The sequence below is a fragment of the Streptomyces sp. NPDC001663 genome (assembly GCF_042893105.1).
GTDB lineage: Bacteria > Actinomycetota > Actinomycetes > Streptomycetales > Streptomycetaceae > Streptomyces.
In genome coordinates, this window is the sequence record NZ_JBIAUR010000004.1 from 150365 (window position 1) to 171366 (window position 21002).

At 70.6% G+C, this 21002-nt stretch carries 21 protein-coding genes; 19 read left to right on the top strand and 2 right to left on the bottom strand.

Features of this window, described 5'->3' with window-relative positions:
* Nucleotides 1-17 precede the first annotated feature (17 nt).
* The 15 genes from ACFY1L_RS14635 (at nt 18) to ACFY1L_RS14705 (ending at nt 14870) form a co-directional block, all read left to right on the top strand.
* Nucleotides 18-1649 (top strand): acyl-CoA dehydrogenase family protein, encoded by a 1632-nt coding sequence (locus tag ACFY1L_RS14635; RefSeq protein WP_388823175.1) that lies wholly within the window; start codon nt 18-20, stop codon nt 1647-1649.
* 324 nt (nt 1650-1973) lie between these two features.
* A complete protein-coding gene (locus ACFY1L_RS14640) occupies nt 1974-3263 on the top strand; it encodes a GAF domain-containing protein (RefSeq protein ID WP_388823177.1) in 1290 nt (429 codons plus the stop codon).
* A 195-nt stretch (nt 3264-3458) separates the two neighbouring features.
* The gene (locus ACFY1L_RS14645; protein ID WP_388823179.1) at nt 3459-4724 is read left to right on the top strand and encodes a hypothetical protein; all 1266 of its coding nucleotides are present in this window, start codon (nt 3459-3461) and stop codon (nt 4722-4724) included.
* Nucleotides 4725-4768: 44 nt separating this feature from the next.
* The gene (locus ACFY1L_RS14650) at nt 4769-5341 is read left to right on the top strand and encodes a GNAT family N-acetyltransferase (RefSeq protein WP_388823181.1); all 573 of its coding nucleotides are present in this window, start codon (nt 4769-4771) and stop codon (nt 5339-5341) included.
* 127 nt (nt 5342-5468) lie between these two features.
* Nucleotides 5469-5552 (top strand): putative leader peptide, encoded by an 84-nt coding sequence (locus ACFY1L_RS14655; RefSeq protein WP_313904670.1) that lies wholly within the window; start codon nt 5469-5471, stop codon nt 5550-5552.
* A gap of 128 nt (nt 5553-5680) precedes the next feature.
* Nucleotides 5681-7378 (top strand): nitrite/sulfite reductase, encoded by a 1698-nt coding sequence (locus ACFY1L_RS14660; protein ID WP_388823183.1) that lies wholly within the window; start codon nt 5681-5683, stop codon nt 7376-7378.
* Nucleotides 7375-7554, top strand: a complete 180-nt coding sequence (locus ACFY1L_RS14665; RefSeq protein WP_361278546.1) for a hypothetical protein — start codon at nt 7375-7377, stop codon at nt 7552-7554. The genes ACFY1L_RS14660 and ACFY1L_RS14665 overlap by 4 nt, the downstream gene beginning before the upstream one ends.
* Entirely contained in the window at nt 7551-8261 is a 711-nt protein-coding gene (locus ACFY1L_RS14670; protein WP_388823185.1) for a phosphoadenylyl-sulfate reductase, read from the top strand. The genes ACFY1L_RS14665 and ACFY1L_RS14670 overlap by 4 nt, the downstream gene beginning before the upstream one ends.
* Nucleotides 8258-8821: an adenylyl-sulfate kinase gene (gene cysC, locus ACFY1L_RS14675; protein WP_361278542.1), complete on the top strand. Its 564-nt coding sequence runs from the start codon at nt 8258-8260 to the stop codon at nt 8819-8821. The genes ACFY1L_RS14670 and cysC overlap by 4 nt, the downstream gene beginning before the upstream one ends.
* Entirely contained in the window at nt 8818-9756 is a 939-nt protein-coding gene (gene cysD, locus ACFY1L_RS14680) for a sulfate adenylyltransferase subunit CysD (RefSeq protein WP_388823187.1), read from the top strand. Before cysC ends, cysD begins: the two co-directional genes overlap by 4 nt.
* Before the next feature lie 2 nt (nt 9757-9758).
* On the top strand, nt 9759-11093 hold the full coding sequence (locus tag ACFY1L_RS14685) for a sulfate adenylyltransferase subunit 1 (protein WP_388823189.1): 1335 nt from the start codon (nt 9759-9761) through the stop codon (nt 11091-11093).
* A 231-nt stretch (nt 11094-11324) separates the two neighbouring features.
* Nucleotides 11325-12437: an aliphatic sulfonate ABC transporter substrate-binding protein gene (locus ACFY1L_RS14690; RefSeq protein ID WP_388823191.1), complete on the top strand. Its 1113-nt coding sequence runs from the start codon at nt 11325-11327 to the stop codon at nt 12435-12437.
* Nucleotides 12438-12472: 35 nt separating this feature from the next.
* Complete coding sequence (locus ACFY1L_RS14695; RefSeq protein ID WP_388823193.1) at nt 12473-13258, top strand: ABC transporter ATP-binding protein; 786 nt, start codon at nt 12473-12475, stop codon at nt 13256-13258.
* Entirely contained in the window at nt 13245-14123 is an 879-nt protein-coding gene (locus tag ACFY1L_RS14700; RefSeq protein ID WP_388823195.1) for an ABC transporter permease, read from the top strand. The genes ACFY1L_RS14695 and ACFY1L_RS14700 overlap by 14 nt, the downstream gene beginning before the upstream one ends.
* 6 nt (nt 14124-14129) lie before the next feature.
* Nucleotides 14130-14870 carry a sirohydrochlorin chelatase gene (locus ACFY1L_RS14705; RefSeq protein ID WP_388823197.1) on the top strand — a complete coding sequence of 247 codons (741 nt, stop codon included), beginning with the start codon at nt 14130-14132 and terminating at the stop codon, nt 14868-14870.
* 148 nt (nt 14871-15018) lie between these two features.
* Here the strand turns inward: ACFY1L_RS14705 and ACFY1L_RS14710 are convergent, their stop codons facing one another.
* Entirely contained in the window at nt 15019-15555 is a 537-nt protein-coding gene (locus ACFY1L_RS14710) for a TetR/AcrR family transcriptional regulator (protein WP_388823199.1), read from the bottom strand.
* A gap of 75 nt (nt 15556-15630) precedes the next feature.
* Here ACFY1L_RS14710 and ACFY1L_RS14715 point away from each other — a divergent pair, with 75 nt between their 5' ends.
* Genes ACFY1L_RS14715 through ACFY1L_RS14725 form a run of 3 tightly spaced genes read left to right on the top strand, consistent with a single transcriptional unit; the run spans nt 15631 to nt 18441 of the window.
* On the top strand, nt 15631-16680 hold the full coding sequence (locus ACFY1L_RS14715) for an aldo/keto reductase (RefSeq protein WP_388823201.1): 1050 nt from the start codon (nt 15631-15633) through the stop codon (nt 16678-16680).
* Entirely contained in the window at nt 16677-17396 is a 720-nt protein-coding gene (locus tag ACFY1L_RS14720) for a DUF998 domain-containing protein (RefSeq protein ID WP_388823203.1), read from the top strand. The genes ACFY1L_RS14715 and ACFY1L_RS14720 overlap by 4 nt, the downstream gene beginning before the upstream one ends.
* A 10-nt stretch (nt 17397-17406) precedes the next feature.
* Nucleotides 17407-18441 (top strand): NAD-dependent epimerase/dehydratase family protein, encoded by a 1035-nt coding sequence (locus ACFY1L_RS14725; RefSeq protein ID WP_388823205.1) that lies wholly within the window; start codon nt 17407-17409, stop codon nt 18439-18441.
* 204 nt (nt 18442-18645) lie between these two features.
* On the opposite strand, the gene ACFY1L_RS14730 is transcribed toward ACFY1L_RS14725, so the two are convergent.
* On the bottom strand, nt 18646-19635 hold the full coding sequence (locus ACFY1L_RS14730; protein ID WP_388823207.1) for a helix-turn-helix domain-containing protein: 990 nt from the start codon (nt 19633-19635) through the stop codon (nt 18646-18648).
* A gap of 56 nt (nt 19636-19691) precedes the next feature.
* Between ACFY1L_RS14730 and ACFY1L_RS14735 the strand changes: the two genes are divergently transcribed.
* A complete protein-coding gene (locus tag ACFY1L_RS14735) occupies nt 19692-21002 on the top strand; it encodes an MFS transporter (protein WP_388823209.1) in 1311 nt (436 codons plus the stop codon).

Genomic DNA, 21002 nt, shown 5'->3' on the forward strand with positions numbered 1-21002 from the left:
GGGGTACTTTCGCAGGCATGGCAGGCAGTACGCACTCCGTGACCAACCAGCCCCCGCCCCTGGTCGACTACGACGTCTTCACCGCCGACCGCGCCCTCAGCGACGCAGTCGGCCGGCACCTCACCCCCGACCTGCTGGACGAGGTGCACGGCGAGTTGTCCGCCCTCGGCCGGGCCTCCGGATCCGCGCAGGTACAGGAATGGGGCGTACAGGCCAACGAGAACCCGCCCCGGCTGCGGACCCACGACCGCCACGGCCGCCGTATCGACGAGGTCGAGTTCCATCCCGCCTGGCACCGGCTCCTCGGCAAAGGAGTCGCGGCCGGGCTCACCGCCGCCTGGGTCCGCCCCGGCGGCCATGTGCGCAGAGCGGCCGCCTTCCTGGTGTGGACGCAGGTCGAGGCCGGCAACGGCTGTCCCCTGTCGATGACCCACGCGGCGGTACCCGCGCTGCGCACCGACCCGGACCTCGCCGCCGAGTGGGAACCGCGGCTGACGTCCATGGTCTACGACCGCGGGCTGCGCCCCGCCCGGCTCAAGGCCGGCGCCCTGTTCGGGATGGGCATGACCGAGAAGCAGGGCGGCAGCGACGTACGCGCCAACACGACAGCCGCGCGCCCCCTCGACGAGGACGGGACGTACGCCCTGACCGGGCACAAGTGGTTCTGCTCCGCGCCGATGTCGGACGGGTTCCTGGTCCTCGCCCAGGCCCCCGAGGGCCTCACCTGCTTCCTGGTGCCGCGCGTGCTCGACGACGGCTCCCGCAATGTCTTCCTCATCCAGCGCCTCAAGGACAAGCTGGGCAACCGTTCCAACGCCTCGAGCGAGGTCGAGTTCGACGGCACGTGGGCGCGCCGGGTCGGTGGCGAGGGGCGCGGGGTGCGCACCATCATCGACATGGTGGCGGCGACCCGGCTCGACTGTGTGCTCGGTTCGGCGGGGCTGATGCGCCAGGCCGTCGCGCAGGCCGTGCACCACTGCACCTACCGGGAGGCGTTCGGCGGCAAACTCGTCGACAAGCCGCTCATGCGCAACGTCCTCGCGGACCTCGCGCTGGAGTCCGAGGCGGCGACCACCCTCGCGCTGCGCCTGGCCGCCGCCTACGACGACGGGAGCGAGCAGGAGCGGGCGCTGCTGCGGATCGCGGTGCCGGCCGCCAAGTACTGGGTGACCAAGCGGTGCGCGCCGGTGGCGGTCGAGGCCGCCGAGTGCCTGGGCGGGAACGGCTATGTGGAGGAGTCCGGGCTGCCCCGGCTGGTGCGCGAGTCACCGCTCAACTCGATCTGGGAGGGGGCCGGCAACGTCCAGGCGCTGGACGTGCTGCGCGCGCTCCAGCGGGAGCCGCAGGCCCTGAACGCCTACCTCCAGGAGGTCGGCAAGGCACGCGGCGCCGACCACCGTCTCGACGGCGCGATCAAGGACCTGCTGACCGAACTGGCCGACCTGGACGGCATCGAGGGCCGTGCCCGGCGGCTGACGGAGCGCCTGGCCCTGGTGCTTCAGGGCTCACTGCTGGTCCGATTCGCCCCACCGGAGGTGGCCGACGCCTTCTGCGCCTCGCGGCTCGGCGGGGACGCAGGCTCGGCCTTCGGAACCCTGCCGCACACCTTGGCTCACGCTTCAATCGTGGAGCGAGCCCGGCCGTCCTAGGGGCGCGGGGAACCCGGGCCGTGAATTCGGCCGAACCGCCGGAGGCAGGGGGTGGTGCTGCGCCGACACGGCACCACCCCCGCTCCCCTGGCCCGTTCGAGGCCACGAACGCCGCTCGGGACGGCGTTGCTCAATATTCAAACAAGCCGGGGAGGATCCACCAGGGTTGCAAGGGGTTGCAACTTGCTGCTGTCTGTGGCTGGACTGTGCCCGTCCGTCAGGGACGAACGGCACTATGGGACAAGCAGTTGGGACAGACTCCGGGTCCGTGGCCGAAACGCGACGGGAAACCGGTTGTCACGAGCCGCTTCTTCGGGAGGACCAGTGGCGCTCTCGCCGACGGACGTGACGCAGCTCGCCGTGGTCGACACGGCGCGCGCGGCGCGGGTACTCAGCGAGGTCCGCTCCGCCACGCTCTCCGGCCAGCGCTCCCCCGTCGCGCCGCGCCCGGTCATCGAGCAGTCCTGGGGGCGCATGCTGCGCAGCGGCATCGATCCCGAGCGCGACCGCCGGTCCGGGCTGCTGCCCGTCGAGGAGGTACGGCGGCGCCGGGAGTCCACGGCGCTGCGGCACGTCCTGCCGGTGCTGCGCGAGGGCCTGCTGTCGGTCGCGGACGTCGCCCACCACATCATGGTGATCGCCGACGAGGACGGCCGGGTGCTGTGGCGCGAGGGCAGCGCGCCCGTCCTGCGCAAGGCCGACGGGCTCGGCTTCGAACTCGGCGCGGACTGGCGCGAGGACGTGGTCGGGACGAACGGCATCGGCACGCCGGCGGTCGTCCGCCGCCCCGTGCAGGTCTTCGCCTCGGAGCACTTCGTGCGCTCCCAGACCACCTGGACCTGTACCGGCGCGCCCATCACCGATCCGCGCGACGGCCGGCTGCTCGGCGTCGTGGACGTCAGCGGACCGCTCGAGACGATGCACCCGGCCACGCTCGCCTGGGTCGACTCAGTGGCCAAGCTCGCCGAGGCCCGGCTGCGCGAACTGCACCTGACCTCGCTGGAGCGGCTGCGCTCGGTGGCCGCCCCGGTGCTGGCCCGGCTGGGCGGCCGGGCGCTGGCGGTGGACCGGGACGGCTGGACCGCGGCGGTGACCGGGATGCCGTACACGAATCGGATCGCCTTGCCCAAGTCCCTGGCGGCGGGCCGCCGGTGGCTGCCGCCGCTCGGGCTGTGCGGGGTGGAGCCGCTGGCCGAGGGCTGGCTGATCCGGATCTCGGACGAACCGGTACCGCGCGGCACGACCCGCGTCGTCCTCGACCTGACGCAGCCGCGCCGCTCGTCGGTGACGGTATCGGGCGGCGCGGGCTCCTGGAGCCACGAACTGAGCCCCCGGCACGCCGAGTTGCTCTACCTGCTGGCCCTGCACCGGGGCGGGCGCAGTGCGGCGGGCCTGGCCGAGGAGATGTTCGGCGACCCGGCCCGCAGGGTGACGGTGCGCGCCGAGATGTCCCGAGTACGGCGCTATCTCGGGGGGTTGCTGGAACACCGGCCGTACCGCTTCGCCGAGGGCGCGGAGGTCGAGGTGCTGCTGCCGGCCGACCCGCACCATCTGCTGCCGCAGTCGGCGGCACCGGCGGTGGTCAACGGGCGCTCGTCCGCCGGGACGACCTGAGGGTGTCCGCCCCATTTCCCTGAGTGACGCCGAAGTTCCCCGTATGGCCCTGCCGATGGCATCTTCCGCATATTTGCAGGGTCTTCGTCCCCTGCGGCCCCTGACTGCCGTAGCATCCCTCTACGGGCCACCCCACCTGCTCCTTTGGTCAACACACGGACCAATAAACGCAGTTGGCCCGCCTCGGGAGGACGTATGAAGCAACGTGGCCGACACCGCAGGCAGAAGCGGGGCCGTGCGCTGCGCGCCTTCCTGGCCGGCACCGCCCTCGCACTCACCGCCGCCGCCACCATGATCAGCGCCTCGCAGGCCACGGTGAGCAAGGATCCGGGGGGCCTGAAGACCCTCACCGGGGCGACCGCGGGACTCCGCCTCCAGGAGCAGCTCGTTCCGCAGGCGACACTCGACCGGCTCGCCTCCGCGATGGGCAGGCCCGTCGGCGTGAGCGCCGTCCTCGAGGACGCCGACCGCTCCCTCCACAACGCGGGCACCTGTACGACCGCCGAGCGCACCGCCCTGCCCATCCAGCCGGCGGCCACGCGCGCGTACTGCTGGGACGCCGCCGACACCCGCGGCTGGCGGGCCGGTGCGGTCACCACCTCCGGGGACGCGGACGACGACGGCCACTGGGGCGCCGACCGTGTGATCCTCTCCGGTTGGACCCACGACACCGGCACCGCGAAGACCGGCCTCGCCCGGGTCGCCTTCGTCGACGCCGACGACCCCGACAACCTCGTCTACACCTGGGCGACCCTGGTCGTCCCGGTCGACGGCGGCCGTGACTACCGCGGGCTCGCCTCCCCCGTCTCCGGCATGGTCTGGTACCAGGGCAAGCTGCTGGTCAGCGCCGCCGACGGGCTGTACGTGTACGACATGCACCGCGTCCAGCGGGCCAACGTGGACAGCCGCGCGGTCGGCAAGGTGCACGGCGGCTGGGCGGCGTACGGCTCCCGGTACGTACTGCCGGCCGTCGGCTCGTACCGGCTCGCGAGCGGCACCCCGCACCCGGCGGCGATCTCCCTGGACCGCAGCACGGCTCCCGACAGCCTGGTCGCGAGCGAGCGGGTGCCCTCGGACAGCGACCGGCACACCCGCCTGTGGCGCTACGCGTTCAGCAGCGACCCGGCCCGCGCCGGGCTGCTGTCCACCGACTTCGCCGGGCGCGCGGTCGCGACGGAGGCGTACGAGACGAAGACGACCGGCGTCGGCGGCGTCCTGTCGCACGCCTCGCACTGGTACCTGGCCCGCGCGGCCGACAGCCCGGACGGGCACGGCACCCTCTGGCGGCAGACCGCGAAGGACGCGGAGGCCACCCGGTGCGGGTCGGACGAGTCGCAGCACTGCTGGAGCGGACAGGCCGGATCCCTCTCCTACTGGGAGGAGACCGGCGAGCTCTGGTCCCAGTCGGGCCGCATGCTCTACGCGCTGCCGATGAACTCGGTCGACCGCTCCCTGGGATAGATCCCGATCGACACGACTCGGGCTCGGATGATTCCCTGACGGGCATGACCAACATCCCCGTGACCACCTGGTCCCTGGAGCAGACCGCTCCGACCGACCTCCTCCCGGCCGCCGCGCCCGACGGGGACGTGCGGATCGTGCGCTCCGAGGTGCCCTCGCCCGAGTTCAGCCGCTTCCTGTACGCGTCCGTCGGCGGCGACATCCGCTGGATCGACCGGCTCGGCTGGACCTACGCGCAGTGGCAGGAGCATCTGGACCGGCCGGGCGTGGAGACGTGGGTGGCGTACGACCGGGGCACGCCCGCGGGGTACGTGGAGCTGGACCCGCAGGACGACGGGGTCGTGGAGATCGCCTACTTCGGGCTGATCCCCGCCTTCCGGGGACGCCGGATCGGCGGGCACCTGCTCTCGTACGGCGCCGCCCGCGCCTGGGACCTCGCGGACCGCCGGCCGGGACTGGCGCAGACGAAGCGGGTGTGGCTGCATACATGCAGCCTCGACGGCGAGCATGCGATGGACAACTATCTGCGGCGTGGCTTCAAGCTCTTCGACACCAAGGTCGAGGAGCAGGCGGAGGTGGCCGCACCCGGCCCCTGGCCCGGCGCATACCGCGCCTGACCTGCACGGACAAGGGTCCGCGCGAACCATGTGATCGAAGACACCCTCGTCTCGGATACCGGGACAAGGGTGTCCGCATGGTGGACGAAGCTGGACTGTGTCCAGATTGCCGTGACACGCTTCCGTCATGTCTGGAACTGGAATTGCCTTGGTGAGTCGGCGGCACGTCGACCTCGGCCGCATGTCCAGCGCCATCTGTCCGGCGTGCTGACGAGCCGCAGCACACCCGACATCTCCTGACACTCTGTCTCATCCTGCGCAAAGACGCGCACGTATGCCCATGCGCCCGTACGCGCAGGTCAGAGCCGATTTCCCGCCTGTCCCGAAGGACGTAGAACCATGGCCGCCACCCCGCAGAAGCCTGCCGCTTCGACTCCCCGCCGCAAGGTGAGCCGTCACCGCGGTGAGGGCCAGTGGGCCGCGGGGCATCACACCCCGCTGAACGGCAACGAGCAGTTCAAGAAGGACGACGACGGTCTCAATGTACGGACACGCATTGAGACGATCTACTCGAAGCGGGGCTTCGACTCCATCGACCCCAACGACCTGCGCGGCCGTATGCGCTGGTGGGGCCTGTACACCCAGCGCAAGCCCGGGATCGACGGCGGCAAGACCGCCATCCTGGAGCCGGAGGAGCTGGACGACAAGTACTTCATGCTGCGGGTGCGGATCGACGGCGGACGCCTCACCACCCAGCAGCTGCGCGTGATCGGCGAGATCTCGCAGGAGTTCGCGCGCGGCAGCGCGGACATCACCGACCGGCAGAACATCCAGCTGCACTGGATCCGCATCGAGGACGTCCCGGAGATCTGGAACCGCCTGGAGGCGGTCGGGCTGTCCACCACCGAGGCCTGCGGCGACGTGCCGCGCGTCATCATCGGCTCGCCGGTCGCCGGCATCGCCGAGGACGAGATCATCGACGGCACCTCGGCCATCGACGAGATCCACGAGCGCTACATCGGCAGCAAGGAATTCTCCAACCTGCCCCGCAAGTTCAAGACGGCGATCTCCGGCTCCCCGCTCCTGGACGTCGCGCACGAGATCAACGACATCGCGTTCGTCGGTGTCGAGCACCCCGAGTTCGGCCCCGGCTTCGACCTCTGGGTCGGCGGCGGCCTGTCCACCAACCCGAAGATCGGCGTCCGGCTCGGCGCCTGGGTGCCGCTGGACGAGGTCCCGGACGTCTGGGCCGGTGTGATCGGCATCTTCCGCGACTGGGGTTACCGCCGCCTGCGCACCCGCGCCCGTCTGAAGTTCCTCGTCGCCGACTGGGGTGCGGAGAAGTTCCGCCAGGTCCTGGAGGACGACTACCTCGAGCGGAAGCTGGTCGACGGCCCCGCGCCCGCCCAGCCCGTGGAGCGCTGGCGCGACCACGTGGGTGTGCACCGCCAGAAGGACGGTCGTTTCTACGTCGGCTTCGCCCCGCGCGTCGGCCGCGTCGACGGCGCCACGCTCACGAAGATCGCCGAGGTCGCGGAGGCCCACGGCTCGGGCCGGGTCCGTACGACGGTCGAGCAGAAGATGATCGTCCTCGACGTCGAGGAGGCGCAGGTCGAGCCGCTGGTCGAGGCCCTGGAGGCGCTCGACCTCACCGCCAAGCCCTCCCCGTTCCGGCGCGGCACCATGGCCTGCACCGGCATCGAGTACTGCAAGCTCGCCATCGTCGAGACGAAGGCGCGCGGCTCCCAGCTGATCGACGAACTGGAGCGCCGGATCCCGGAGTTCGACGAGCCGATCACCATCAACATCAACGGCTGCCCGAACGCCTGCGCCCGTATCCAGGTCGCGGACATCGGTCTCAAGGGCCAGCTGGTCCTCAACGACCAGGGCGAGCAGGTCGAGGGCTTCCAGGTGCACCTGGGCGGTGCGCTCGGCCTGGAGGCCGGGTTCGGCCGCAAGGTGCGTGGCCTGAAGGTCACCTCCGAGGAGCTGCCCGACTACGTCGAGCGTGTCCTCAAGCGGTTCCAGGACGAGCGCGAGGAAGGCGAGCGGTTCGCCGCCTGGGCCTCCCGTGCGTCCGAGGAGGCCCTCTCATGAGCGAGCGGGCGGCCCCCTTCTACTGCCCCTACTGCGGCGACGAGGACCTCCGTCCGAGCGAGCAGGGCCACGGCGCGTGGGAATGCGCGGCGTGCAACCGGGCCTTCCAGTTGAAGTTCCTCGGGCTGCTCGCCCGGGGCCTTCAACACTCCGAAGGAGGGGGAGACGAGATATGACCGCGGTGAAGGAAGAGCGGACGACGGAGGATCTCAAGGCGCTCGCCGAGCAGGCGGGCCGTGACCTGGAGGACGCCTCCGCGCTGGAGATCCTGCAGTGGGCGGCCGAGACCTTCGGCAAGCGCTTCTGCGTGACCTCGTCGATGGAGGACGCGGTGGTCGCCCACCTCGCCTCGCGCGCCATGCCCGGCGTGGACGTCGTGTTCCTCGACACCGGCTACCACTTCCCGGAGACCATCGGCACCCGTGACGCGGTGGAGGCCGTGATGGACGTCAACGTCATCACGCTGACCCCGCGTCAGACGGTCGCCGAGCAGGACGCGGAGTACGGCCCCAAGCTGCACGACCGCGACCCCGACCTGTGCTGCAAGCTGCGCAAGGTCGAGCCGCTGGAGCGGGGCCTGAAGAACTACGTGGCCTGGGCGACCGGTCTGCGCCGTGACGAGTCCCCGACCCGGGCGAACACCCCGGTCGTCGGCTGGGACGAGAAGCGCCAGAAGGTCAAGATCTCCCCGATCGCCCGCTGGAGTCAGGACGACGTGGACGCCTACGTCGCCGAACACGGCGTACTGACCAACCCGCTGCTGATGGACGGCTACGCCTCCGTCGGCTGCGCCCCCTGCACCCGCCGCGTCCTGGAGGGCGAGGACGCGCGCGCAGGCCGCTGGGCGGGCAGCGCCAAGACCGAGTGCGGGCTGCACGGATGACGACGACGATTCAGGAGACGAACGTGACGACCGGAGCCACCGTCTGGCTCACGGGTCTGCCGAGTGCCGGCAAGACCACCATCGCGTACGAGCTGGCCGGCCGGCTGCGCGAGGAGGGCCACCTCGTCGAGGTGCTCGACGGCGACGAGATCCGCGAGTTCATCTCGGCGGGCCTCGGCTTCAGCCGCGAGGACCGGCACACCAACGTGCAGCGCATCGGCTTCCTCGCCGAGCTGCTCGCCCGCAACGGCGTCAAGGCGCTGGTCCCGGTGATCGCGCCCTACGCGGACAGCCGCGAGGCGGTGCGCAAGCGCCATCAGGAGGGCGGGGCGCCGTACATCGAGGTGCATGTGGCGACTCCGGTCGAGGTGTGCTCCGTACGTGATGTGAAGGGTCTGTACGCCAAGCAGGCGGCGGGCGAGCTGTCCGGGCTGACGGGTGTCGACGACCCGTACGAGGAGCCCGAGTCCCCGGACCTGCGCATCGAGTCCCAGAACCAGACCGTCCAGGAGTCCGCGGCCGCGCTCCACGCGCTGCTCACCGAGAGGGGACTGGCATGACGACGACCGTCGCCGAGGTCGAGGAGGGCACGCACTCCCCGTACGCCCTCTCGCACCTGGACGCTCTGGAGTCCGAGGCGGTGCACATCTTCCGCGAGGTGGCGGGCGAGTTCGAGCGGCCGGTGATCCTCTTCTCCGGCGGCAAGGACTCCATCGTCATGCTGCACCTGGCGCTGAAGGCCTTCGCGCCGGCGGCCGTTCCCTTCTCGCTGCTGCACGTCGACACGGGCCACAACTTCCCCGAGGTCATCGAGTACCGCGACCGCACGGTGGCGCGGCACGGTCTGCGGCTGCACGTCGCGTCGGTGCAGGACTACATCGACCGCGGTGTGCTGAAGGAGCGTCCGGACGGGACGCGCAACCCGCTGCAGACGCTGCCGCTGACGGAGAAGATCCAGGCGGAGAAGTTCGACGCGGTCTTCGGCGGCGGACGGCGCGACGAGGAGAAGGCCCGGGCGAAGGAGCGGGTGTTCTCGCTGCGGGACGAGTTCTCGCAGTGGGACCCGCGCCGGCAGCGCCCGGAGCTGTGGAACCTGTACAACGGCCGGCACGCGCCCGGTGAGCACGTCCGGGTGTTCCCGCTCAGCAACTGGACCGAGCTGGACGTCTGGCAGTACATCGCCCGCGAGGGCATCGAGCTGCCGGAGATCTACTTCGCGCACGAGCGTGAGGTGTTCGCGCGGGGCGGGATGTGGCTGACCGCCGGCGAGTGGGGCGGGCCCAAGTCCGGCGAGACCGTCGAGAAGCGACTCATCCGCTACCGGACCGTCGGCGACATGTCCTGCACGGGCGCCGTCGATTCGGACGCTGTGACGTTGGAGCAGGTCATCACGGAGATCGCCGCGTCCCGGCTGACCGAGCGCGGTGCGACCCGCGCCGACGACAAGATGTCCGAGGCCGCGATGGAAGACCGTAAGCGCGAGGGGTACTTCTAAGCATGAGCACGACCACGACCGAGGCCCTCTCGGACACGACCCTCCTGCGGTTCGCCACCGCCGGCTCCGTCGACGACGGCAAGTCCACCCTCGTCGGGCGGCTGCTGCACGACTCCAAGTCGGTTCTCACCGACCAGCTGGAGGCCGTCGAGCACGCCTCCCGCAACCGCGGCCAGGAGGCCCCGGACCTCGCGCTGCTGACGGACGGTCTGCGGGCCGAGCGCGAGCAGGGCATCACGATCGACGTGGCGTACCGCTACTTCGCCACGCCCAAGCGCCGGTTCATCCTCGCCGACACGCCCGGGCATGTGCAGTACACCCGCAACATGGTGACGGGTGCCTCCACGGCCGAGCTGACGGTGATCCTGGTCGACGCGCGCAACGGCGTCGTCGAGCAGACGCGTCGCCACGCCGCGATCGCGGCCCTGCTCCGGGTGCCGCACGTGGTCCTCGCCGTCAACAAGATGGACCTGGTCGACTACCAGGAGTCCGTCTTCGCCGCGATCGCCGAGGAGTTCACGGCGTACGCGCTCGAACTGGGCGTCCCGGAGATCACCGCGATCCCGATCTCGGCGCTGGCCGGCGACAACGTGGTGGACCCGTCCGCGAACATGGACTGGTACGGCGGCCCGACCTTCCTGGAGCACCTGGAGACGGTCCCGGTCGCCCACGACCTGAGCCACTGCCACGCCCGCCTTCCCGTGCAGTACGTGATCCGGCCGCAGACCGCCGAGCACCCGGACTACCGGGGCTACGCGGGTCAGATCGCCGCAGGTTCGTTCCGCGTCGGCGAGGCGGTGACCGTCCTGCCGTCCGGTCGTGCGACGAAGATCTCCGGCATCGACCTGCTGGGCGAGCCGGTCGAGGTCGCCTGGACGACGCAGTCGGTGACGGTCCTCCTCGAGGACGACATCGACATCTCGCGCGGCGACCTGATCGTGCCCAGCAAGGACGCCCCGCCGACCACCCAGGACATCGAGGCGACCGTCTGCCATGTCGCCGACCAGCCGCTGACCGTCGGCCATCGGGTGCTGCTCAAGCACGGCACCCGCACGGTCAAGGCGATCGTCAAGGACATCCCGTCCCGTCTCACGCTCGACGACCTGTCCCTGCACCCGCACCCGGGACAGCTCGTCGCCAACGACATCGGCCGCGTGAAGATCCGCACCGCGGAGCCGCTGCCGGTGGACTCCTACGCCGACTCGCGCCGCACGGGCTCGTTCATCCTGATCGACCCCAGCGACGGCACCACGCTCACCGCGGGCATGGTCGGCGAGTCGTTCGCGTCCCCCGAGCCCGTCAAGGACGAGGCCGAGGACGACGGGTGGGACTTCTGACATGAACTCCACGGACTACTACTCCACGTTCGCGAAGGAGGGCGGCCGCGTCGGCAGCGGTGACCTCGGGAGCGGGCAGGGCGGGGTGGCGCGATGTGCGTGCTGACGTACGCGCACTGCCTGCGCGCCCCGTCCCCCCACCCGACGTCCCGGAAGCGACGAAGACCTGCCGACCTCCCGGCCACGACCTGAGAGACCGTGACCGCCGGGCCTCCGAGAGGAACACCTCCCGTGCCTGTCAACCGCTCCACGTTCCTGCGCCGCGGCATCGCCGTGGTGGCCGCACTTCCGCTCCTCACGCTCGCCGCTTGCGGCTACGGGTCGGACTCCAAGGACACCAACTCGAACGAGAAGGTCGCCGCGGGCTCCAAGAAGATCGACGGGCTCTCCTCCGTCAAGATCGGCTATTTCGGCAACCTGACCCACGCGACCGCGCTGGTCGGCCGTGAGCAGGGCCTCTTCCAGAAGGAACTCGGCGCCACCAAGGCCGACTACGCCACCTTCAACGCGGGCCCGTCCGAGATCGAGGCCCTCAACTCGGGCTCCATCGACATCGGCTGGATCGGCCCCTCCCCCGCGATCAACGGCTACGTCAAGTCCAACGGCAAGAGCCTGAAGATCATCGGCGGTTCGGCGTCCGGCGGCGTGAAGCTGGTCGTCAACCCGAAGAAGATCAAGTCCCTGAAGGACGTCAAGGGCAAGAAGATCGCGACGCCGCAGCTCGGCAACACGCAGGACGTGGCGTTCCTCAACTGGGCCGCCGACCAGGGCTGGAAGGTCGACGCGCAGAGCGGCAAGGGTGACGTCACGGTCGTCCGTACGGACAACAAGATCACCCCGGACGCCTACAAGTCCGGCTCCATCGACGGCGCCTGGGTGCCGGAGCCGACCGCGTCGAAGCTGGTCGCCGAGGGCGGCAAGGTGCTGCTCGACGAGGCATCGCTGTGGCCGGACAAGAAGTTCGTGATCACCAACATCATCGTGCGGGCCGGCTTCCTCAAGGACCACCCGAAGGCCGTCGAGGCCGTGCTGAAGGCCTCCGTCGAGGCCAACAAGTGGATCAACGCCAACCCGGACGAGGCGAAGGCCGCGGCGAACAAGCAGCTGGAGGCGGACTCCGGTAAGGCGCTGCCGGCCAACGTCCTGGACCCGGCGTGGAAGTCGATCCAGTTCACCAACGACCCGCTGGCCTCCACCCTCAACACGGAGGCGGAGCACGCGGTCAAGGCCGGCCTGCTGGAGAAGCCGAACCTGAAGGGCATCTACGACCTCTCGATCCTCAACAAGGTCCTCAAGGCCGACGGCGAGAGCTCGGTCGACGCCGCCGGTCTCGGCACCAGCTGACGTAGATCCCGACGAGTTCCCAGGAGGTGACGACCATGGCCACGACCACGACGCTCGCCAAGGCCGACGAGTCGGTCGAATACGCGGCACGCCTTGAGCACGTCTCGAAATCCTTCTCGACGCCGGGTGGGCAGCAGCTCGTCCTGGACGACATCAGCATCGATGTCGCGCCGGGCGAGTTCGTCACCCTCCTGGGAGCCTCGGGCTGCGGCAAGTCCACGCTGCTGAACCTGGTGGCGGGGCTCGACCGGCCCACCGCGGGCTCCATCACGACGGACGGGCGCCCCGCCCTGATGTTCCAGGAGCACGCCCTGTTCCCGTGGCTGACCGCGGGCAAGAACATCGAACTCGCCCTGAAGCTCAGGGGAGTTCCCAAGCCGGAGCGGCGCGAAAAGGCCGAGCAGCTGCTCGAACTGGTCCGGCTGAAGGGCGCGCACGGCAAGCGCGTCCACGAACTGTCCGGCGGTATGCGCCAGCGCGCGGCGCTGGCCCGCGCGCTGGCGCAGGAGAGCAACCTGCTGCTGATGGACGAGCCGTTCTCGGCGCTCGACGCCATCACCCGGGACGTGCTGCACGACGAGCTCACCCGCATCTGGGAGGAGACCGGACTCTCCGTCCTGTTCGTCACCCACAACGTGCGCGAGGCCGTACGGCTCGCCCAGCGGGTCATCCTGCTGTCGTCGCGTCCGGGCCGGATCGCGCGCGAGTGGGCGGTCGAAATTCCGCAGCCGCGCCGTATCGAGGACGCCCCCGTGGCCGAACTGTCCCTTGAGATCACCGATGTACTGCGTGGGGAGATCCGCCGTCATGGCCAGCACTGAGACGACCTCGGTTCAGGACGCCGGGAGCGTCGAGGCCGGCCTGGACGCACTGGAGTCCACTGCCACCAGCCGTCCGACTCTCCGGCAGACCTTCGTCAACAAGATCCTGCCGCCGATCACCGCGCTCGCTGTGGTCCTCGTGGCCTGGTTCGTCCTCTACCCGATCGTCGACGACCCGACCAAGCTGCCCTCGCCGGGTGCCGTGGGGAGTACGTTCAAGGAAGCGTGGCTCCAGGGCGACCTGCTCGGCTACATCTGGACCAGCGTCTCGCGCGGTCTGCTGGGCTTCTTCTTCGCGCTGCTCATCGGCACCCCGCTGGGTCTGCTGGTGGCGCGAGTGAAGTTCGTGCGGGCGGCCATCGGCCCGATCCTGTCCGGCCTGCAGTCGCTGCCGTCGGTGGCGTGGGTGCCCCCGGCCGTGATCTGGCTGGGTCTGAACAACTCGATGATGTACGCCGTGATCCTGCTCGGCGCCGTGCCGTCCATCGCCAACGGTCTGGTGTCCGGCGTCGACCAGGTGCCGCCGCTGTTCCTGCGCGCGGGCCGCACGATGGGGGCGACGGGCCTGAAGGGCATCTGGCACGTCACGCTGCCGGCCGCGCTGCCCGGCTATGTGGCCGGCATGAAGCAGGGCTGGGCGTTCTCGTGGCGCTCGCTGATGGCCGCGGAGATCATCGCCCAGTTCCCCGACCTGGGCGTGGGCCTCGGCCAGCTGCTGGAGAACGGGCGCACCGCCGGCGACATGGCCATGGTGTTCGAGGCCATCCTGCTCATCCTGTTCGTCGGCATAGCGATCGACCTGCTGATCTTCAGCCCGCTGGAGCGGTGGGTCCTGCGCAGCCGCGGCCTGCTGGTGAAGAGCTGAAGTCCCATGCACACGAAGCCCGTTCTCCTCGTCATCGCCCACGGCAGCCGCGACCCGCGGCACGCCGCGACGGTGCACGCCCTGGTGCGTCGCGTACGGTCGCTGCGGCCGGGGCTGCGCGTGGAGACGGGCTTCCTGGACTTCAACATCCCGTCCGTGCACGGGGTGTTGGAGTCGTTGGCAGCAGAGGGCATCCGTGAAGTCGTAGCCCTCCCCCTTCTGTTGACCCGCGCGTTCCATGCGAAGGCGGACATCCCCGCCGTCCTGCGGGACGCGCCGCCGCAGCTCCGCATCCGCCAGGCGGAGGTGCTCGGCCCGTCGCCGCTGCTCCTTTCCGCGCTCGAACGGCGTCTGTACGAGGCCGGGTTGACCCCCGGCGACAAGTCCTCGACCGGGGTCGTACTGGCCTCGGCGGGGTCCACCGACCCGGAGGCGATCGCAGTGATCGCAGAAATCGCGCGGGAGTGGCGGCACACCGGTTGGTGCGCCGTGCGGCCTGCGTTCGCCTCCGCATCCCTTCCGCGCACCGAGGACGCGGTGCGCGAACTCAGGGCACTGGGCTGCGAACGCGTCGCGGTCGCCCCGTACGTCCTGGCCCCCGGCTTCCTGCCGGACCGCATCGCACGCGGCGGCGCCGAGGCGGACGTACTCGCCGACGTGCTCGGCCCGGCACCGGAGGTGGCGCGGCTGCTGCTGGAGCGGTACGACGCGGCGCGCAGGCCGGTGCTGGCGGCTGTCGGCGCCTAGCCCGCCTCGTCGAGGAGCGCCAGTTGCCTGTTTCTGAACCTCGGTGACGACGACGCCACCGTTCTCCCGGCCGAATGGCGCGGCCGGTCATCAGCACGAGCGGGACTGTGAATCGTTCACTTGACAGGCCCTGTCTCGTGCGCGGCGTCTACCGGTGCGTGCGGAGTCCGTCGAGGATGAGCGCGAGCATGTGGGGTGCCCGGTCCTCGGGCCTGGACGCGGCGCGCCACAAGGCGCCGGTGAGCTGGAGGAAGTCTCCCGGGTCGGCGTCCGGGCGGATGCTTCCGTCCTTCTTGCCGGCGTCGAGGAGCTCTGTGATCGCGGCGATGACCGGCCCGTAGCTCTGCTCGCTGATCGCCTGGTGCGCGCCCGGGCTGAGGGCGTCGCCGAGGCCGTGCTTTCTGCGCATGGCCTCGACGAGGTCGGTCGTCCAGTGGCGGAGCGCTTCCAGCGGCGGCATCTGGGCCAGCAGGTCGGGCACGGTGCCGACGATGCGTGCCACTTCGTCCTGGTAGACGGCCAGGACCAGCAACTCGCGGGTGGGGAAGTTGCGGTACAGGGTGCCCGCGCCGACTCCCGCGAGCTGGGCGATCTGGTTCATCGACGTGCTGCCGTCCGCCGCGAGCGCTTCGCGTGCGGCGGCGAGGATGCGCGCCCTGTTCTCACGGGCGTCTGAACGGACCATAGGACCCCTCCTTGCTAAGTGGAGAGTTCTCCACTACGTTATCCGGAGAGCTCTCCACATACTCTAAGGAGCGTCATGCATTACATCAAGCTCGGCATGACCGGCCTCGACGTATCCCCGATCGCGATCGGCGCGATGACCTACGGCGAGCCCGACCGCGGGCACCCCGTCTGGTCGAAGGGCGAACAGGACGCGCGCCCGCTCATCAAGCACGCGCTGGAAGCGGGGATCAACTTCTTCGACACCGCGAACATGTACTCCAACGGTTCCAGTGAGGAGATCCTCGGCCGGGCGCTCAAGGACTTCGCCGACCGTGATGCCGTGGTGATCGCCACGAAGCTGCGGCATCCGATGCGGCTGGGACCCAACGGACGGGGACTGTCGCGCAAGGCGATCATGACCGAGGTCGACCATTCGCTGCGCCGCCTCGGCACCGACTACATCGACCTCTACCAGATCCACCGCAACGACCACTCCACCCCCTGGGAGGAGACCCTCGAAGCACTCGGCGACCTCGTGAAGGCCGGCAAGGTCCGCTACCTGGGTGCCTCGTCCATGCATGCGTGGGAGTTCGCGAAGGCGCTTCGCCTGCAGAAAGAGAACGGCTGGGCGCGGTTCGTGTCGATGCAGGACCACTACAACCTGCTCGCCCGCGAGGAGGAGCGGGAGATGATTCCGCTGTGTCTGGACGAGGGCGTGGGCACGATCATCTGGTCGCCGTTGGCCCGGGGCCGCCTCACCCGCGCGTGGGACGACGCCCGCTCTACGGTGCGCTCCGAGACGGACGGCGCCTACGCGGACCTGCTCTACTCGCCGGCCGAGGAGGCGTCCAACCGCGCGATCATCGACGCGGTCGGGCAGGTCGCGGACGCCCACGGCGTCAGCCGTGCACAGGTCGCGCTCGCCTGGCTGCGACGCCAGCCGGTCGTCACCGCGCCGCTGGTCGGCGCCGGCTCGATCCGGCAGATCGACGAGGCCGTGGCCTCTCTCGACATCGAGCTCACCGACGACGAGGTGCGCGCCCTGGAAGCCCCGTACACGCCCCGGTACGACTGGCAGGGCGTCTCGGACGAAGCCGAGCTGGAGGCCATCCGCAGGCGCGTCCCCGGAATGGCTCTCGCATGACGCCCATCGTCCGCTCCGGCGCCGGAGCCCGCGCCGGAGCCCTTCTCATCCTTCTCGGCCCGCTCGTGTCCTGGGTCGCCGAGTTCATCACCGCCGCCGCATGGCAGGACCCGCCGTACTCGCCCCTGTACAACTGGGTCAGCCACCTCGGCCTGACCGGACCGCCGCAGACCGCGTTCGGACAGGTGGCCGATTCCCCCCTCGGTACCGTCATGGACACCGGCTGGGTGGTCTACGGCACACTCCTGATCATCGGCGTGTTCCTCGTGTTCGACCCGCGCAAGGGCATGCGCCCGATCTTCATCACGATCCTCGCCGTCCTCGCCGGCGTCGGGGTCTCGCTCGTCGGCATCTTCCAGGGCTCCAACGCCAACGTCGACAACGGCCTGATCGCGTTCCACACCTTCGGCGCGCAGGGCGTCATGGTCGCCGGCAACATCATGGCGATCGTCGTCGGAGCCGGCGGAACCCGCATAGGTCTCACCAGGGGCCGGTCGATCGCGAGCATCACCCTCGGCACCGTCGGGCTGATTTCGTTCCCCCTCTTCATGGCCGACGTGTTCACCGGCTGGATGTGGAACGTCGGCCTGTTCGAGCGTGCCGTGATCTACCCGATCATGATCGGCCACGCCCTCCTCGGAAGCAGCGTGGCCGCTGCCCAGCGGCATCGTGCGACGCACCCGCCGGCACCCCTTACTGCACGAATCGAGAGCTGAGGAGAGACAGATGACACGAGTACTGGTCACAGGGGGAACAGGATTCATCGGGAGCTGGTGCATCCAGGCCCTGCTCGACGCCGGGCACACCGTCCGCACCACGGTCCGCGACCTGCGGCGCGAGCCGGCACTGCGGTCCTGGCTGCACGCGGCCACACCGTTCGACGACGACCGGCTCACGGTCGTACGCGCCGACCTCGAACACTCCGACGGCTGGGACGCTGCCGTCGCCGACTGCGACTACGTCCTCCACGTCGCCTCGCCAACCCTGCGCCATACTCCGGCGAACGACGACGACCTGGTGGTCCCAGCACGCGAGGGCGTCCTGCGGGTGCTGCGCGCAGCACGCGACGCCCGCGTGCGCCGGGTCGTCCTGACAAGCGCCTTCGGCGCCATCGGGATCGGGCACCCCCCGCGCTCGACCCCGTTCACCGAGGAGGACTGGACCAACGTCGACAGCGACATCCCGCCCTACCAGCGCTCCAAGACACTCGCCGAACGCGCCGCCTGGCAGTTCGTCCAAGACGAAGGTGGTGGTCTGGAACTGGCAGCGGTTCATCCCGTGGGGGTCCTTGGACCACTGCTCGGCCCGGACGACCCGCCATCCCTGCGTCTGGTCCGCAGAATGCTCGAGGGACAGGTTCCCGCGTGCCCTCCCTTCGGGATGGGCTTCGTCGACGTGCGCGACGTCGCGGATCTGCACCTGCGCGCGATGACCGATCCGGCAGCCGCCGGCGAACGCTTCCTGGCAATCGCCGGGCACAGCCTGCGCGTCATCGACATCGCGCGCATTCTGCATGACCGCCTGGGTGAGCGCGCGGCGAAGGCCCCGACCCGTGAACTGCCCGTGTGGCTCGCACGCGCACTGGGCATCGTGAACCCGGAACTGCGACTGCTCAGGCACCAGCTCGGCCGGGATCTCGACGCCACCAGCGCCAAGGCGGAGAAGCTTCTCGGGTGGCGTCCACGCCCCATCGAGGACACCATTGCGGAGACCGCCGAGAGCCTCCTCGCCAACGGCATCGGGGCAAAGACCGGCTCGTAACCGACCGACGCGGCAGCCCTTCGTCGGCCGGCTGACGGCGTCAGCGTCGCGACGAATTGTCCGGCATAGCCGGAGTCGGCCCAGGCGATGGTGATCTCGGGGGGGCACTCAGCCCGTCCGGCGTTTGAGGACGAGGCCCTTCGGGCCGAAGCGGGGGTCTGGGGGCGGCAGCCCCCACAGACGCGCACCCCCACAAACCCGCGCCTACTGATCACGGCACAGGCCGTCGCCGAGCGGAGTGCGCGCATACCGCACGACCCGGCCACTGCGCGTGCGGCTCAGCAGCCCCGCGTCGTAGAGGACCGCGAGGTGCTGACTGACGGCGCCCGCGGTGACGTCCAGGCGGTGGGCCAGTTCCGTGGTGGAGGCGGGTTCCGCGAGGAGCAGCAGCAGTCGGGCCCGGGCGCGGCCGAGGAGTCGTACCAGAGCCGTGTCGGTGGGCGGCGGCGGTGTCTCGGAGAGCGTCGCGCGGCCGTATGCCGGATAGATCAGGGTCGGCGGGCGCAGGGGGTCGATCAGGGGCTGGGCGCCACGCGCGAACAGGGTCGGCAGCAGCACCAGGCCGCGTCCTGCGATGCTCGTGTCGGTCCATGGCGCCTGGAGCATGAAGTCCCTTGTGGACAGGCGGAGTTGACCCTCGGACCAGGTGAGGCGGTCGTCGAGTCCCGCGAACAGCGCCCCGGCGCCCTGTTCGGCGAGTACCCGGCTGCGGTGGGCGAGGTCGGACTCCAGGATGCTCTGGGCGCGCGGCCACCAGTCCGTGGCGAGGCAGGTGTGCCAGTAGGCGTCGAGGGCGTCGGTGATGCGCGCGAGGAAGGCGGCCGGGTCGGTCAGGCCCCGGGACACGACGGGCGGGAGGGCGTCCGCGGTGCGGTACGTGGCGTGGAAGTCGGCGACGACGACGTCCGGTTGTGTGGCGCGGAGCCGGTTGAGCTCGTAGGGGAAGGCCGGACGGGCGCGTTCGGGGCGCGGGGTCAGGAAGTCCGGCACCCACAACCAGGGAGCGGCGAGGGCGGCGAGCAACTCGCCGTCGAGCGCGTCGAGTCGAGGGCGGATACGGCGCAGCCAGGGCCGGTGGTGCGGATAGCGGGCCGGGTCGTGCAGACAGCGCAGCGAGAACACCGCCTCCTGCAGCGGGGAGTACGCGAAGGAGGTGGTCGCGAGGTCACCGACATCGAAACGGAACTCGATCATTGAGCGCCACGCTAAATCATTGTCGGCGGACATGCGCCACCGGCTTCGCTGTTCTCATGACCACGACACCCGCCTCACCGGCCTCCGAACAGGACGGCGACAGTACGATCGCTGCCCGCCCCGACCGGGCCACCCGGGCCGCCGGTCTCCTCCCCGCCGACCCGGCCCTGCGCCGCGCCACCGTGCTGACGCTCTTCAACTCCCTCGGAAACGGGCTCTACTTCCCCCTCGGCGTCCTGTACTTCACCCGCATCGTCGGCCTCGACGCGACGGCGGTCGGGCTCGGCCTGACGGTGGCCGGACTGGTCGGCGTGGCGGCGGGCGTACCGGCCGGGCGGGCCGCGGACCGGTGGGGCGCCCGGCAGGTGGGGGCGCTGCTGTGGGCCGGGACCGGGGTGGCGACGGCGGCCTACGTCCTGGTGCAGTCGTACGCCGGTTTCCTCGTGGCGGTCGTCTGCGCGACCGGACTGCAGATGGCCAGCCGCGGGGTGCAGGGCGCGATCTACGCCGATGTGCTGCCGGCGGCGACCCGGGTGGAGGCGCGGGCGTATCTGCGGACGGTCACGAACGTCGCGATGGGCGTGGGCGGCGCGTTCGGGGCCTTCGCGCTCCAACTCGACACGCGGGGTGCGTATGTGACGGTGATTCTGGTGAACGCGCTGTCTTTCGTGGCGCCCGCGCTGATGGTGCGCCGGCTGCCGCTCGCACCGCACGCGAGTGAGCGGGTCGCGGCCGACGCTCCCGTGGTCGACCGCTGGCGTGCCGTACGGGACCTGCCGTACCTCGCGGTGACCGCCCTGAACGCCGTGCTGGTCGCGCAGTACACCCTGTCCGAGGTCGGTCTGCCCCTGTGGATCGTCGAGCGGACCGAGGCGCCGCGCTGGACCGCCGCTCTGCTGATGATCGTGAACTGCGTGCTGGTGGCCCTGCTCCAGGTGCGGGTCGCCCGCCGGGCCTCCCAAGTCCCCGGTGCCGTAAGGGCTATGGGCCGGGCCGGACTGCTGCTGGCCGCGGCCTGCGCGGTGTACGCCGTCTCGGCCGGCCTCTCCCCCGTGTGGGCCGTGCTCGCGCTGACCGTCGGCGCGGTGGTCCAGGTCTTCTCCGAGGTGCTGATGGCGGCGGGCGGCTGGACCCTCGGCTACGAACTCGCCGACTCCCGCGCCCACGGCGTCTACCAGGGCGTGTTCGGCGCGGGCATGTCGGCCGGGATGATGGCGGGCCCGGCCCTGGTCACGGTGACGGCGATCCGGCACGGCGGGGCGGGGTGGGCGGTGCTGGCCGTGCTGTTCGCGGCGGCGGGGCTCGCGGTGCGTCCCGCCGTGCGGTGGGCACGGCGGGACGGGGACTGGCGGGGCGAGGCGGCCTGA